Genomic DNA, 13,509 nt, shown 5'->3' on the forward strand with positions numbered 1-13,509 from the left:
GGAGCATCGGGAGCCGCTAGGCCGGAATTTCACCTAGGGGCTCGCCGAGCCCTCGCGGCTACACTCGACGCCGTGGAGGAGCCACAGGGTGAGCAAGGGAATTCTCTAGAAGGCTTACCATGTCATCTCCCGTGAACGACTGGCGACGCGCCAGTCGCTTTATCAGCGAGGCCGACAGCTCGGCTTGCTTTTCCTCGGGGCTATCAAAATCTACTCGGCCTTGGACCAAAGTCGACGGAAAACGCCGGAGGACTTCTTGGCGGATTCGTTCAGGGACGTATCGCTCGATCTCGGCGGCCGTCAAGCAAGTCCCATGGTCCAGCCATTCGTGCACAAGCTCATGGAGAATGATGTGCTCGGTTTGATTTCGACTCGAACGACGGCGGTAGAGAATAATCGTGAAGTCCGGCGCTTTTACCCGAAGGCCGCACGCTGCGCCGAGACCTCCGTCGGGGTCGTCCAGTGGCACAAGCCGAATCTGGCGGCCCAGCAAGACTTCCATATTCCGCACCAGGGCCTCAACACTGAAAGGGGTGGGAATAGGGAGACCCACGAGCAGTCTCTCGCATTCCTTCACGAAGGCGCGCTGTGAAGGGCCTCGACGCCAACGCATAGTCGCTCCCTAGAGATTCCGCTGATATTCGCCGCCAGCTCAATCCCGATACTCGTACGCGAGGCGCTGGTAGCCAGGAGCTTGCGTTTTGGGTGCGTGGTGGTTGGCCAGCACACCCGTCTGCGCCTCACCCTACAAGCCGGAAGCCTTGATCCACATGGGAGGCATGTGTAGCGAAGGTCACCTAGGTGCGATAGGCCACAAAGTGAGTACCAAGATCGAAATTGGGTGACGACCCTTAAGTGATCTTCAAATAGCTCTGGGGCGAGACTCCGACCGCCTCGCTTTGTCAGGTGCATTTAACTGGACTTTGTCAGGTCCATTTCGGTTGCAGCACGCGCCTATCGAAGGGATCGCGCCTCAGTCCGCACGCCTCAACCGCCTTTCTGAATACAACTCAACTCCTTTATAAGTTGGGCCACTGGGGTTGTCAGACCCACGGGATACAGTCAACGCATGGGCAGTGTCATGTACTTGAGGAGCGCCCCAGGCGCTGACGGGCACACCGATTGGCGCGGCTTCGAGGAAGTCGTGACCAGGCGGGTGGCAGACCTTGACTCGGCGGCGACGGTCACTCACAACGCACGCCTCAAGGGGCGGTTGAGCGGCATCGAGCGGCAGATCGACGTCTTGGTGACCGGAAAGCTGGCCGGGACGCAGATCAAGATCGTCTTCGAGTGCAAGCGGTATGAGAGGTCGGTAGGACTCGCGACGGTCGAGGAGTTCATCGGCAAGCTCCACGACCTCGAAGCAGATCGGGGTGCGTTGTGCGTCTTCGGCGGCATCACAGCTCCCGCCCTCTCACGCCTCGCTCACGCGGCGCATCCGCAAATCGACCTCTACCTCTGGGAACGGCCGCGCCCCCGATGGGAGGATCTGGAGGAGGACTTCGAGGAGGCCATCCTCAGCCGGGCCCCTGCCACGCGGCGGCTGCTATACGTGAACCCCAAGGCCGGTTTGTAGTCAGCGGCGGCGAGCACTGCGGCCGACTGCTGCTCGGGCCCAGGCTCGTGCAGTTCGATTCGCACTCAGCGCCGGCACCCCTCGGCGACGAGGACTTCGTCGAAGGCGAAGTCGTTCGTCTGGAGCGCCACCGGCTGGGTTCCTCTGCACTGCGCTCTGGCGGGCCGCCGGGCCAGGTGCCTGTCGATTTGAAGGAGGGCCGGGCATGCTCGGCCCTCCTTCGGCTTCAATGGGGCCATGGACAGTGCAGTGGTCGGGTTAATCGGGACTGTCGTGGGCGCGGTCAGTGGCGTGCTGGGGACGCTGGCCACGACCCGCCTCGGTGGTACGGAACAGCGGCGCACGCAGCGCGGTCAGTCCGAGAGGGAAGGCAGATCGATCGCCTATTCAAACCTCGTCAATGAGTGCAGCCGCACCTATCGAATCGGCTACGCCGCCCACGTGGCGGTTCAGGCAGTTCCCGGTGTTCAGCGGTCTCCCCACCTTGCCGACAGCCTCGCTGGGTTCAGGCCGGCCGTCGATACCGCCCTCGAAGCTGTAAGCCTCGTGAGGCTGCACGGCCCGGACAAGGTCGCCCGTGCTGCGAACAACCTGGCCTCGGCCATGACTCGCTGGTGCTGCGAGGTGGAGGATCTGTACGACGGCCAAGGAGACGAGCAACGGGCAAGCGAGGCCATCGAATTGTACGAGGAGATGGAGGAGCGTTTCCTCACGTTGGGGCGAGAGACGCTCAGTCCTGAATTGGTGCGTTAAGAATCGACGGCCCGTCCTTACCGACCACCCGTGATGAGCCCCCCGGCCTGCTGGGCAAGGAGGTTCGCGGCTCGCGCAAGGTCGTCCGGGGTGTCGACTGCTACACCGTCGTCCAGGACAGGGATCATCTGAACGGCGTGGCCGTGTTCGATGAAGCGCAGCATCTCCACTCCCTCGGCGCGCTCCAGGGGCCCCTGCTGGAGCTGTCGGAAGCGTTGGAGAGCTGGGCCGGTGAAGCCGTAGAGGCCCAGTTGCCGGAGGTACTTCGGCCGGTCGCCCTTCGGGTAGGGAATGGGCTGCCGCGAGAACATCAGGGCATCGCCCCGGGCCGCGACGACGACCTTGACAACGTTGTGATCCAGGACGGAGCCGACGTCGGCCAGCTCGGTGAACGCGTTCACGGCGAGCGTGCCCGACGGCAGGTGTTCTAGGCGCTGTCTGGGATTCGGATCATGAGTGCGGTGTGATGCTGCGAATCCAGAGCATCGCGCCGCAGAGGTGGAGTCCGGCTTCGTAGCTCTGCGGGGTTTTGTCATAGCGGGTCGCGATGCCACGCCAGTTGCGGAGCCGGTTGATACAGCGCTCCACGGTGTTGCGGTCCTTGTACAGCTCGGCGTCGTGGGAAACGGGTCGGCCGCCGGCGCTGCCGCGCTTCTTGCGGTTCGCGGCTTGGTCGGCCTTCTCCGGAATGACCGCCTTGATCCCGCGTATGCGCAGGTAGCGGCGGTTCTTCCGGGAGGAGTACGCCTTGTCCCCGGCCACGGCATCCGGCCGGGTCCGGGGGCGTCCGGCGGGGCCGCGGACCTTAATCCGCTTGAGGACCGCGGTGAACTGCGGGCTGTCACCAGCCTGTCCGGGGGTGAGGACGAACACCAGCGGTCGGCACCGGCGATCGGCCGCAACATGGATCTTGCTGGTCAGTCCGCCTCGGGAACGTCCCAGTGCAGCGGCTTTCAACCGGGCCCGGCGCCGTCTGCGGATCCGTCGCCGCTCGGTGCGCGCCTCGTCTTCGCCTTGGGCGTCACCTTGTCCGTCCTGCGGCTGTTGTCCCTCCTTGCCGCCCCCTTTTCCGCTTCGGCGGCGGCCTCAAGGGCCGCCAGCTGCTCGGGATCGAGGACCATCCCGGCGGCATGGTGGTGAGCACGGGAGGTTGCCGAGTCCACGCTGACCAGACCCATGTCGACCTGGTCACGGGCGGCGGCCTCGGCGATCATCGCTTCCATCACCTGCTGGAAGGTGCCCCGCTTCGCCCAGATCCGGAAGCGGTCGTACGCACTCTGCCAGGGCCCAAACTCAGTCGGCAGATCACGCCAGGGACTCCCGGTGCGGAACCGCCACATCGCCGCGTTGAAGTACTTCCGCAGGTCGGGGATGGGCCCGACCGCGGCATACGGGAGATGGGGTTCAACCAGGGACCACTGCTCATCGGTGAGATCGCCTCGCGCCATGACTCATGACCTATCAAGACCGAGCCTCCGCGCGCAGGCGATCCACCTAACTCATGATCTGAATCTCAGACAGGACCTAGGGCCTCGGAGATCGCGTCGATGGCGGACGGCGAGATGAACGGCTCGTCGCCTTGGACGTTGATGTACGCGTCGGCTTGCAGGTGCTCGGCGACCTCCGCGACGCGATCGGTGCCGGTGAGGTGCTCGCCGGTACGGATGCAGTCGATGCCCAGTTGGCGACATGCCGCTTCGATACGTTCGTCGTCGGTCGCCACGACGACTCCGTCGAGACGCTTGGCCTCCTGGCAGCGCTCGTGGACGTGCCAGAGCAACGGCTTGTCGCCGAGGAGGGCCAGTGGTTTGCCGGGGAAGCGCGAAGCGCCCCAGCGGCAGGGTATGACGGCGATATGCCGACGCGGTGTGGTGCCGGTGGGCTGGGCTGTGGTGGCGGCCACGGCGTCCTCCTGGAGCTGGTCGGGTACGGGTGGGGGCTTCAGGCGAGCTGGGCGAGCTTGGCGCGGACGGTGGGTGAGGCGGCGCTCGTGAACGGCCGCCATTCGTAGCCGCCGACCTCCTCTTCCTGGAGCGTCACCGCGTGCTCTGTGGCGAGGCAGAAGACCCAGCGGAAGTCCACGTGGTGGTGGGCCGGTTCGTTCTTCGAGGGGTTCGCGTCGATGGCGTGCACGTCGATGTCGAGGGGGACGTCCTCGTAGCCCGAGAACGGGACGACGGCGCTGGGCGGGATGCCGGCCTCCTCGTGCAGTTCGCGCAGGGCGGCGTCGCGCAGTTGCCGGTCATCGCATTCGTTGTGCCCGCCGGGCGCCAGAGTCTTCCCGGATGCCTTATGGACGATGTGGAGCATGCGCCGGTCGCCGTCGATGAGGATGGCGCTGCAGGTCACGTGGGCGGGGTACGTCTTGCGGCTCGTGGGGTCGTCTGAGGCAGCGAGCGCGGCGAACAGCATTGCGAGGCAGTCGCGTTCGTCCGGGTGCCGGGCGAGGTATGCCTCGGTGACGGAACGGATGTGGTGGACAGCGGGTGCCACTGCGGATCACCTTTCGAAGTGGTGGAGCCAGGCTCTGGCGATGGCGTTGCGGTCGGACGCTGGCATCTCCTGCAGTCCGGGCTGGAATCGGGCATGGCTGAGTGCGGCGATGGCGGCAAGTATTTCGGCCTGGACGAGGTGGATGTACGCGCCGACGGCGGCGCCGTGCACGAAGTTGACGGCACCGCCGTCGGCGAGCACGTAGAAGTAGTGGCCGGTGACCTCGTAGCGCGTCAACTGGGGTCCGATGTTGATCTGTTCGTAGAGATCTTGGAGGCTGCCGAGTTCGAGTTCGTCCTCGGAGGAGGTCACCGATCCGAGGTACGCGCCGTTGCGCAGGGCGGCGAAGTCGCCGTGTCGCAGGGCGAGATTGCCGGTGGCGCACAGGACGAGGTCCGCGTCGTGTACGGCATCGGTGGTGGATGCGCTGGTGTGGAAGCCGAGGGAGTGCGCCTGGACTCGCCTGATCGGATCGCTGTCGTACACGGTGACGCGCAGATCCTGGGCGCGCAGGGTCTGGGCGATGGCCCGGCCGATCTTGCCGAAGCCGATGACGCAGGCGTTGCGGCTCGTGAGGATGTCCCCGCGGGCGCGGACGAGGGCGTCGGTGGAGAACACGATCGACCGGCCCACGAGGTGGTCTTCGCAGTCCTTGAGCGGGGAGCGGGCCACGGACACTACCGGGCACGGCAGGGAGTCGAGCGCGGCGTATCGCTGGTGTCCGTTCTCGGTGTCCTCGACGACGCCGAGGATGCGGCCGGAGAACTTGCTCGCGAGGGTGTCGAGGCTCGCCGCGAAGTAGCCGCCAATGTCCACCAGGACGACGTCTTGGCCGCCGGCCGTGTCCTCCAGGTAGTCCAGAGCCTGGGTCTCGTCGGCGAACCGTTCCCGGGTGAGGTCGTGGACCGGGAGGGTGCGGCGGACGGTGTCGAGGGTCGGCTGGTGGATCGACCGGGGCTTGGGCAGCACGGCGCCGACCGTGGACACCGCGGCCATGGCTCGCAGGAATGCCGGCCTTTCCGGGAGCAGGTGCGTGATGACCAGGGTGGTGATCGCCTCGCCTGCGGGGAACTGCGCGGTGATCTGTCGGAAGAAGGCGTCCAGCCGTGCTCGCTCGGGACTTTCCATTACCTCTCCTCTCGGACTCCGGGGTGCGGGGCTATGCGGCTCGGCTGTAGTTGGGGAGCTGGGCGGCCAGGGCTTGCATGTGAGCGCGCAGCCCGTTGTGGAGGTCGACTCGCGGCTGCCAGCCGAGGACCTCTCGGGCACGGCTGGGGTCGGCGCGGGTGAGGAGGACGTCACCGTTGCGCGCATGGTCCTGCTGGAGCTGGATGTCGCGGCCGGTGAGGCTGGTGGCGATGTTGATCACCTCCAGCAGCGAGGCGTTCGACCCTCCGCCCACGTTGATGGCACCGTTCGCGGTCGGTACGACGGCGGCGGCGATCGTGGCGGCGACCACGTCGTCGATGTATGTGAAGTCGCGTCGCTGGTGGCCGTCTCCGTACAGGCGGAGCGGCTGTCCGGTCAGGGCAGCCTGCAGGGCGCGGTGAGTGAACATGTCGGGGCGCTGGCGGGGGCCGTAGACGGTGAAGTACCGCAGGGCGACGACGCTGGGGCCGATGGGGCGCTCGGCGTAGGCGAGGCAGAGCTGTTCCTCGGCCAGTTTGGTCACCGCGTACGGGGAGGCGGGCTTCGGACGGTCGGCCTCTACGCTCGCGCCGCCGTCGGTCGGGCCGTAGATGCTGGAGGAGGAGGCGACGACCAGTCGCGGGACGCCGATGCGGGTGCAGGCTTCCAGGACACGGTGGGTGGCCAGCACGTTGGACGCGACGTAGTCGCCGAACTGCGGTCCCCAGGACGGTCGTACGCCAGGTATTCCTGCGAGGTGGAAGATGGCGTCCGCGTCGATCAGCACGGGGTCGATCGCGCAGTGGAGCAGGTCGGCGGTGACGTGGTGGTATCCGGAGAGTCCCCGCAGGGCTGCGAGGTTGGCGGCGGCCGTGGGGTCGGTGGCCGGGTCGCGACGGTCGACGCCGATCACGGTGGTGCCGGCCTTGACGAGGGCGTGGGCGAGGTGGGAGCCGATGAATCCGGCGGAGCCGGTCACCACGGCTCGGCGGGGTGCGGCGGTGGCCGGGGGCTGCTCGTGCTGCGGCACGGGATCTCCAGAGAGGTGTGGTCGAAGACGGCGAAGGTCAGGTGAGACGGGACAGGACGGTCCGGCCGTGCGCGCTCAAGGTGAGGTCGTTCTCCTTGTGGCCCTTGACCAGGGCGGTGGCCGCCTCGATGGCACCGAAGGATTCAAGGAGGCGGCGCTCGGAGCCGTTCAGCGGGCGTCCGTACCCGTCAAGAAAGGCGGTCCGGAGGTGAGGCGCGGCCTGCCAGCGCCGGAATTCGAGCCGGGCGAAGTCGCGGATGCGGGCGTCGCGTCGCATGTGTTCGAAGTCGTAGATGCCGAAGGCGTCGCCGACCAACCAGTTGCGCGGCTGGTAGTCGAGGTGGCAGACCGCGCTGTCCATGAGGCTGTTGTCCAGAATGGCCGCGTGGTGGTTCAACAGGTTCCGCTCGGCCGTGTTGATCAGGCCGACGTGAACAGCCTGGCCGATCCAGCCCTGGAGGCGCTGTGCCAGCACAGCACCGACGGCGCCGCCCTGGGGCATGGAGGTGGCCCGGTGGAGCACGCCGAGGACGTGGCCAGCCTCGTGATGGGCCAGCTCCTCCTCGGGTGAGCCCGGTGCCACGGTGTCCGCCCGATCGCCCGCGAGCGCCGTCAGAAGCAGAGTGCGGCTGGCGTCGTATCGGCCGACCAGCGTCGGGGCGTGGCCGCTCAGGTGGGTTCCCCACGTTCGGTAGGCGTGAAGCTCCCGCGCATACCGGCCCTGCTCGGCATGCTGCTTGGCGACGAAGTGCCGCCCACCGGCGTCAACCACGCGCACCACCCGGGGAGGAAGCAGCGGGTCCGTCACGATCTCGACCGCCCCGAGGACGTCGTGCGCCAACTGGATTCGCGGGTCGTCTGCCACCGTGGTCATGAGGAAGCCTCCGGCGCGAGGTGTGCAGTGTCGTTGTGCCGGTCGAGCATCCAGCGGGTCTGTCCGAGCCGGTTGTGGTGCTCCTGCCAACGGGTGATGGAAGCGTGGTTGACCGTGAAACCTGCGGGAGAACCGATCGGGATGTCCAGCAGCAGCGTGTGGGCGGTGATCACGATCTCGCCGTGAGCCGCGAAGAGAACGCGCTGCCCCCGGTGCTGGTCGATGATGTCGCGCAAGGAACTGCCGGCGCGTTCCAGGTAGCCGTTCCAGGTGTCGGAGCCAGCGGCCCACTGCTGGTCTGGGTGAGCGTGGGGGCCACCGTCTGCTGCGGTCTTCACGGCGGTCCAGGGCTTGCCGTCGGCGTCGCCGTGAACGGGTCCATCAAGGCGTTCGTCGGTGGACATGGGTATTCGCAGTGCCTGGCTGATGATCTCGCCGGTCTGGATCAGCCGGATCCGCGGGCCCGTGTAGACAAGATCGAAGGGCTGCTCCTGGTGCTCGGTGGCCAAGCGGCGTGCTGCCGCCTCGACCTGGGCATACCCGAGGTTGGTCAGTCCGGTGCAGGTGTTCGGGCCCCCGACGAGGCCGTCGGCGTTGCACTGGGCCTGGCCGTGCCGTACGAAGACGAGTTCGGTGGTGATCATGAGGCTCCTCGGTGGCTGAAACGGAGGGGCAGGCTGTAGCGGTAGCCGTTGCGACCGACGTAAGGGGCGGTGAGCACGGTGTGCAGGGCCAGAGAGCTGTCGAGTTGGTTCCGGTCTGTCGTGCCCAGCCTGGCGTCGTGTCGTAGAGCTGCCGCGTTGTACGCGAGCAGGGCAGCGTTGACGGCTTGGTCCGTGAGCGGCCCGTAGGTCAGGTGGAGCGTCGCGATGAGTTTGGCGAGGTCGTATCCCAGCGGGGCGAGGGACAAGTCGTCGGTGTCGACGGTGACGATGTCCCCCGTGCTGGTGATGATGAAGTTCCGGGGGTTGCTGTCCTTGTAGAAGGCCCATGGCCCCCGGGCGGTCTCCTCCAGCAGGCCGAGCATCGCGTGCAGAGCCGCCTTATTCGGCAGGTAACCCTGCTCGTGGCGACGCCGGAGCGCGATCTGCCGGGGGCCGAGGTACTCGTCGAACGTCGTGCCGTCCTGGAAGTGATGCGGGATGCCGGGCGACGCGGACTGCAGATCGCTGGCCCAGGCGGCACCGTGTGCGTGGCCCAGCAGTTCCGCCAGGCGCGGGAGGTCCTCGGGGCGTACGGGGCGGCCCTCGATCCGCTCGAACGTCAGGCTGTCGGGTCCGACGGTGTAGAGCGCAGGCTGCTGCAGCGGCTTGGCGTGTTCGTTGATCCACCGGTAGTGCCGCACAGCCTTCGCCGCGCGCTCCGGTGTCGCGTAGTGCTTGGTGAACGACGGGACGGTCATGGCCGGCGCCCTTCGTTCGGCTGGGCGACGACAAAGGTGATGCGGGACCGGGTGACCAGCGGCTGGTCGGGAAGGAACTCGTGCAGGGTCGCGGCCAGGGCACCGGGGTTGCCGTACAGGCCGGGCGCGAGATCGTACTTGGGGTTGGTGGCCAGGTACTGCGCCGTGTGGTCGTGGCCGTCGAAGGTGAAGGAATGCTCCTCGTCCAAGACGGCGATCACGTCGAGCGAGGAGGCGGCCAGGTCCGCAAGGTTGCGGCTATGGGCAGCGGTGTAGAGGCTCTCGTGCTGGTCGGCCTGCGGGTCGAGGCCGGCGGAGGCGACGAGCCGGTCCATCTCCTGGTAGCTGTCGAGGTCCTTGGTGACGAGCACGGCCAGGCCGCCGGGTGCAAGGATCCTCGCGATTTGCGCGATGACGTCCTTGGGCTGGGGCGAGTGGTAGAGGCAGAAGGCGGCGACGGCGATGTCGCACGATCCGGCGGGCAGCGGGAGGTCGTGGAAGTCGCCTTCGATGAAGTCCACCGTGGTGTCGGGCAGCTCTGTAACGCGCTCGCGGGCTTGGGCGAGCAAGGAGGGGGCGGCGTCGAGGCCGACGACGCGCTGCGGTCGGAGCTGCTCGGCGAGGGCGAGGCTGCTCGTGCCGCGACCGCAGCCGATGTCGAGCACCACGCCGAGCCGGTCCGGTCGCGCGTGGTGGGTCTGCACCAGGCTGACGATCGTCTCGGGCACGGGGTGGCCCGAGGTCTTCGCGCGCATCAGGGCGCTGGTCCGCCCGGCCAGCCGGGCGGCGTGCCCGTACAGCTCCTGCTGGCGGGCGAGGTCCAGGAACGGGTTGGGCTTGTTCATGCCGCACCCCCTGTTCGGGGGCACGGGCCGTTCAGGACTGCTCGGCGGCCACCTTTTGCAGCCAGCGGCGCGTCTGGCGCCGGTTGGCCAGCAGCACCACGTCCGCTCCGGCGCCGAACTCCTCGATCTTCGCCATCACGCGGGGCCGCATCTTGCGCCGGTACGTGGCGACGTACTTGATCACGCCCCAGTGGATGCGGTTGTGCACCCCATTGCCCTTGTGCCCGGCCCCGTGCCGGATCTGCCGGGAGAAGATCCCGTACAGCGCTGCCACGGTCGACACGTCCATCAGGACCACCGTGTCGCAGGCTTCGAGCCGTACCTGCAGCGTCGAGTTGTAGTTGCCGTCGATCACCCACCGGGGCTGCGCGACCAACTCGCGCTGCAGCTCGGTGAACTTGTCCATGGGCAGCGCGTTCCACTCGTCGTCGTAGAACGCGGCGTCCAGGTGCGTGACCGGGGCGTCGAGGACCGTGCCCAGTTCGCGGGCCACGTGGGATTTGCCGCTGCCTCCGCAGCCGACGATGGCGACCTTCTTCATGGTGCTCCAGCGTAGAGAGGTTCGGGTGTCCGGCGGGCCCATCCTGCCGGACACGTCCGGATGATCCAGACGGCATGGCCTGTCGAGTGGCGGGCATCAGGCAGCTCCCCGCTCAGTCGCGGTGGCCTGGACGAGGCCGTGCAGGACGGATTCCAGGGTGTCGACCTGCTTGGTCAGGCCGAACAGGCGCAGGCGGTCCACGCACGTGGTGATCAGGTCGGCGTGCTGCTGGGTGCCGGCGATCTCCCGGAAGTGGGAGAGGCGTTCGATCACGTCATGGCCGGAGCCCACAACCAGTTCCCGCGGGACGAACCGGTCGGCGAAGCGAATGTTCGCCGGTACCAGCGGCAGGCATCCGGCGAGGACGGCCTCGAAGATCCGCTGGGTCATCTGCCCGACGGCGGCATACCGCTCGGGCAGCATGAGCACCGTGGCGAGGGATCGCCCGTAGACGCCGGCGGCGGCCTCGAACGGGATCCGGCCCACGAAGCGGACGTGCGGCCAGCGGTCGGTCTTCGTCCACTTCCCGGCGACCAAGTGCTCAGCGTGGGCGGCGGCCGGGGCGAAGAAGCGGTCGAAGGACTCGTCGCGGTCGTACTGGTTGCCCACATAGCCGAGGACCAGATCTCGCGGCTGTGCCGCGAGGGCCTCGGGGTCCGCCTGGGCGAGGAGGTCCTCGGCGACGGGGAAGAGCAGCGAGTGCGCGCCGAGGGTCGGGGCGAGGGCGGCCTCGCAGACACGGGTGTGGGCGGTACGTCTCCACACGCTCTCGGCTCGCAGGGTGCGGTCCTTGTCCCAGATCACGGTGGGTGTCTGGTGCCGCACGGTGTAGTGGTTGATGAGCTGGGCCTGGCGGTGCAGGTCGCAGGCGTGCCCCTCGCTTCCGCACATGGTGGTGTTGCGGCCGGGGATCGCCCAGCGCCACTCCAGGAACAGGACGTCGATGCCTGGGAGGCCGTCGTCGAAGGTGTACGTGCCGCCGAGGTCCTCGCCCGCTTCGAGGCGGTCGCGGTCGGCCTGCAGGAAGACGATGTCGTGACCGCGGGCGAGGAGGGCGTCGATGAAGGGTCGGCGGTGGCTGCGGCCTCCGTCCGGGGTGTCGGTGACGCCGTTGCCGAGGAAGCCCCAGAAGCTGTATCCGATCTTCACTTGGTGATCCACCGCCCTTCGAGGAGCAGGGCGTCGAGCCCGGAGTTGGCCAGACAGTCCAGGGCCATTTCCGGTGTCCCGCAGATCGGCTTGCCCTTGACGTTGAGGGAGGTGTTGATCAGCACGGGCACCCCGGTGCGGCGGCCGAAGGCGGTCAGGACCGCGTGCATGAACGGGTTCTGCGACCTGGTGACGGTCTGCAGGCGGGAAGTGCCGTTGGCGTGCACGATGGCCGGCACCCGCTCGCGCGTCTTGTCCGTTACGCCGGAGGCCATGGACATGTACGGCGCCTGCTGGCCGAGGGTGAAGAACTCGTCGGCGCGCTCGGCCAGGACCATGGGGGCGAAGGGCCGGAACGGCTCGCGGAACTTCACGGTGGCGTTGAGGCGCTCGACGACGCCGGGCTCCAGCGGGGAGGCGAGGATCGAGCGGTTGCCCAGGGCGCGCGGCCCGGCCTCGACTGCTCCCTGGAACAAGCCGACGATGGTGCCGTGGGCGAGCTGGTCAGCGAGGAACTCCGCGGTTTCGATGCCCAAGGTTTTCTGGTGGAGGCCGGGCCAGGGGGCGAGGTCGAGGGGCTGGTCCTCGTAGGACGGGCCGAGGTAGCAGGTGCGGGCGACTCCGGCGAGCGGGCGCGGGCTGCGGACGTCGACGTGCACGGCGAGGGCGGCGCCGATGGCGGTACCGGCGTCACCGGGCGCGGGCGGCACGAACACCTCGTCGAAGATGCCAGCCTCAATGATCTTCCCGATGCTCACGCAGTTCGTGGCGACACCTCCCCCCACGCACAGACGCGGGGAGCCGGTGAGCGCACGGGCGCGACGGGCCAGGTGCACCATGACCTGCTCGGTCCGCTCCTGGAGGGCCGCCGCAAGGTCCTGGTGGACCTCAGCCAGGGGCTCGCTGGGGTGCCGCTCGGGGCAGGTCTCGGCGACGAAGCGGCCGGACGTCCGCTCGTATCCCGACGTGAGGGTGCGCGTGGGGAAGTAGGCGGGGTTGATGTGGAAGCCGGTCGCGGTCGTGCGGACGGCCTGGGCGAACAGGTGGCGGAAGCGGGCGGGGTCGCCGAGGGCGGCCAGTGCCATCACGGTGCCTTCCTCGTCGCCCCGGCGCCAGCCCAAATGCTCGGTGACGGCGCCGTACACGTACCCGAGCGAGGCCGGGTCGTTGATCGCTTCCAGGGTCCGCGTGACAGGGCGGAGCGCGGTGTGCCCGTGGGCGATGGTGGTGGTCTGCCGCTCGCCGAGGCTGTCGACCACGAGCACGGCGGCCTCGTCCCAGCCCGAGGCGGCGAAGGCGGTGAGCTGGTGGGCGCGGTGGTGCAGGACCGGCACGACGCGGGCGGCGGGGAACTGCCGGCCGATCACCCGCAGACGGAACTGGGTGCGCAGGGCCACCTTGGCGAACCCGTGCGCTCGGGCCAGGGCCCGGTCGCGTGTCGCCGGGGAGAGCGCCAGACGCAGGGCGACGGGCGACTCGGCCAGGTAGCGGGCGGGCTGAAAGTTGTAGGCGACGGCGTCCACGTCGGCAGCGGTGAGCTTGGCCTGGCCGAGCAGCCACTCGATGGCGCGGGCCGGGTACAGCTTGGTGTGCTTCTCCTCGGAGAGGCGTTCCTCCTCGACGAAGCCGGTCAGTTCGCCGTCCACCAGCAGGGCGGCCGACGAATCGTGGGTGTACGAGCACAGGCCGAGGACGACCGAAGGGGTGCGCTTCACGGG

Annotated in this window: 15 protein-coding genes and 1 pseudogene; 3 read left to right on the plus strand and 13 right to left on the minus strand. The window is 68.0% G+C overall.

The genetic code is table 11. The features are described from left to right. Positions 1 to 256: 256 nt before the first annotated feature. From M2266_RS16240 to M2266_RS16250, 3 genes are all read left to right on the plus strand, one after another. Complete coding sequence (locus M2266_RS16240) at positions 257 to 592, plus strand: hypothetical protein (RefSeq protein WP_266805244.1); 336 nt, start codon at positions 257 to 259, stop codon at positions 590 to 592. Positions 593 to 1,069: 477 nt separating this feature from the next. Further along, positions 1,070 to 1,576, plus strand: coding sequence for a restriction endonuclease (locus M2266_RS16245; protein WP_277438834.1), 507 nt, complete (start codon positions 1,070 to 1,072; stop codon positions 1,574 to 1,576). 237 nt (positions 1,577 to 1,813) lie between these two features. Then, the gene (locus tag M2266_RS16250; RefSeq protein ID WP_277438835.1) at positions 1,814 to 2,329 is read left to right on the plus strand and encodes a hypothetical protein; all 516 of its coding nucleotides are present in this window, start codon (positions 1,814 to 1,816) and stop codon (positions 2,327 to 2,329) included. A gap of 17 nt (positions 2,330 to 2,346) precedes the next feature. Here M2266_RS16250 and M2266_RS16255 read toward each other — a convergent pair whose 3' ends face one another. The 13 genes and pseudogenes from M2266_RS16255 to M2266_RS16315 all read right to left on the minus strand — a co-directional run bounded on the left by M2266_RS16255 (position 2,347) and on the right by M2266_RS16315 (position 13,506). Continuing rightward, positions 2,347 to 2,730 (minus strand): hypothetical protein, encoded by a 384-nt coding sequence (locus M2266_RS16255; protein WP_277438836.1) that lies wholly within the window; start codon positions 2,728 to 2,730, stop codon positions 2,347 to 2,349. A gap of 49 nt (positions 2,731 to 2,779) precedes the next feature. Then, positions 2,780 to 3,777 (minus strand): annotated as a pseudogene (locus M2266_RS16260) (IS5 family transposase). 65 nt (positions 3,778 to 3,842) lie between these two features. Next, complete coding sequence (locus M2266_RS16265) at positions 3,843 to 4,232, minus strand: NTP transferase domain-containing protein (protein WP_277438837.1); 390 nt, start codon at positions 4,230 to 4,232, stop codon at positions 3,843 to 3,845. Positions 4,233 to 4,270: 38 nt separating this feature from the next. Beyond that, positions 4,271 to 4,822 (minus strand): NUDIX domain-containing protein, encoded by a 552-nt coding sequence (locus tag M2266_RS16270; protein WP_277438838.1) that lies wholly within the window; start codon positions 4,820 to 4,822, stop codon positions 4,271 to 4,273. 6 nt (positions 4,823 to 4,828) lie between these two features. Then, the gene (locus M2266_RS16275) at positions 4,829 to 5,950 is read right to left on the minus strand and encodes an adenosylhomocysteinase (RefSeq protein WP_277438839.1); all 1,122 of its coding nucleotides are present in this window, start codon (positions 5,948 to 5,950) and stop codon (positions 4,829 to 4,831) included. Positions 5,951 to 5,981: 31 nt separating this feature from the next. Next, positions 5,982 to 6,980 carry an NAD-dependent epimerase/dehydratase family protein gene (locus M2266_RS16280; protein ID WP_277438840.1) on the minus strand — a complete coding sequence of 333 codons (999 nt, stop codon included), beginning with the start codon at positions 6,978 to 6,980 and terminating at the stop codon, positions 5,982 to 5,984. A gap of 37 nt (positions 6,981 to 7,017) precedes the next feature. Beyond that, positions 7,018 to 7,854: an aminoglycoside phosphotransferase gene (locus M2266_RS16285; protein WP_277438841.1), complete on the minus strand. Its 837-nt coding sequence runs from the start codon at positions 7,852 to 7,854 to the stop codon at positions 7,018 to 7,020. Then, positions 7,851 to 8,498, minus strand: coding sequence for a histidine phosphatase family protein (locus M2266_RS16290; protein ID WP_277438842.1), 648 nt, complete (start codon positions 8,496 to 8,498; stop codon positions 7,851 to 7,853). The genes M2266_RS16285 and M2266_RS16290 overlap by 4 nt, the downstream gene beginning before the upstream one ends. After that, complete coding sequence (locus tag M2266_RS16295; RefSeq protein WP_277438843.1) at positions 8,495 to 9,256, minus strand: phosphotransferase; 762 nt, start codon at positions 9,254 to 9,256, stop codon at positions 8,495 to 8,497. Before M2266_RS16295 ends, M2266_RS16290 begins: the two co-directional genes overlap by 4 nt. Further along, entirely contained in the window at positions 9,253 to 10,101 is an 849-nt protein-coding gene (locus M2266_RS16300) for a class I SAM-dependent methyltransferase (RefSeq protein ID WP_277438844.1), read from the minus strand. Before M2266_RS16300 ends, M2266_RS16295 begins: the two co-directional genes overlap by 4 nt. A gap of 31 nt (positions 10,102 to 10,132) precedes the next feature. Beyond that, a complete protein-coding gene (locus M2266_RS16305) occupies positions 10,133 to 10,642 on the minus strand; it encodes a topology modulation protein (RefSeq protein WP_277438845.1) in 510 nt (169 codons plus the stop codon). A 96-nt stretch (positions 10,643 to 10,738) separates the two neighbouring features. Next, positions 10,739 to 11,791, minus strand: a complete 1,053-nt coding sequence (locus M2266_RS16310) for a hypothetical protein (RefSeq protein ID WP_277438846.1) — start codon at positions 11,789 to 11,791, stop codon at positions 10,739 to 10,741. Continuing rightward, entirely contained in the window at positions 11,788 to 13,506 is a 1,719-nt protein-coding gene (locus tag M2266_RS16315) for a carbamoyltransferase C-terminal domain-containing protein (protein WP_277438847.1), read from the minus strand. The genes M2266_RS16310 and M2266_RS16315 overlap by 4 nt, the downstream gene beginning before the upstream one ends. Between the last annotated feature and the right edge of the window lie 3 nt (positions 13,507 to 13,509).

Origin of the sequence: Streptomyces sp. SPB162, assembly GCF_029504575.1 — a bacterium.
Classification (GTDB): Bacteria; Actinomycetota; Actinomycetes; order Streptomycetales; family Streptomycetaceae; genus Actinacidiphila.

Excerpts from the sequence above, each read along its gene's own strand:
- M2266_RS16245 (WP_277438834.1), top strand. The coding sequence starts at position 1,070 with ATGGGCAGTGTCATGTACTTGAGGAGCGCCCCAGGCGCTGACGGGCAC.
- M2266_RS16250 (WP_277438835.1), top strand. The coding sequence starts at position 1,814 with ATGGACAGTGCAGTGGTCGGGTTAATCGGGACTGTCGTGGGCGCGGTC.
- M2266_RS16275 (WP_277438839.1), bottom strand. The coding sequence starts at position 5,950 with ATGGAAAGTCCCGAGCGAGCACGGCTGGACGCCTTCTTCCGACAGATC.
- M2266_RS16285 (WP_277438841.1), bottom strand. The coding sequence starts at position 7,854 with ATGACCACGGTGGCAGACGACCCGCGAATCCAGTTGGCGCACGACGTC.
- M2266_RS16290 (WP_277438842.1), bottom strand. The coding sequence starts at position 8,498 with ATGATCACCACCGAACTCGTCTTCGTACGGCACGGCCAGGCCCAGTGC.
- M2266_RS16295 (WP_277438843.1), bottom strand. The coding sequence starts at position 9,256 with ATGACCGTCCCGTCGTTCACCAAGCACTACGCGACACCGGAGCGCGCG.
- M2266_RS16300 (WP_277438844.1), bottom strand. The coding sequence starts at position 10,101 with ATGAACAAGCCCAACCCGTTCCTGGACCTCGCCCGCCAGCAGGAGCTG.
- M2266_RS16305 (WP_277438845.1), bottom strand. The coding sequence starts at position 10,642 with ATGAAGAAGGTCGCCATCGTCGGCTGCGGAGGCAGCGGCAAATCCCAC.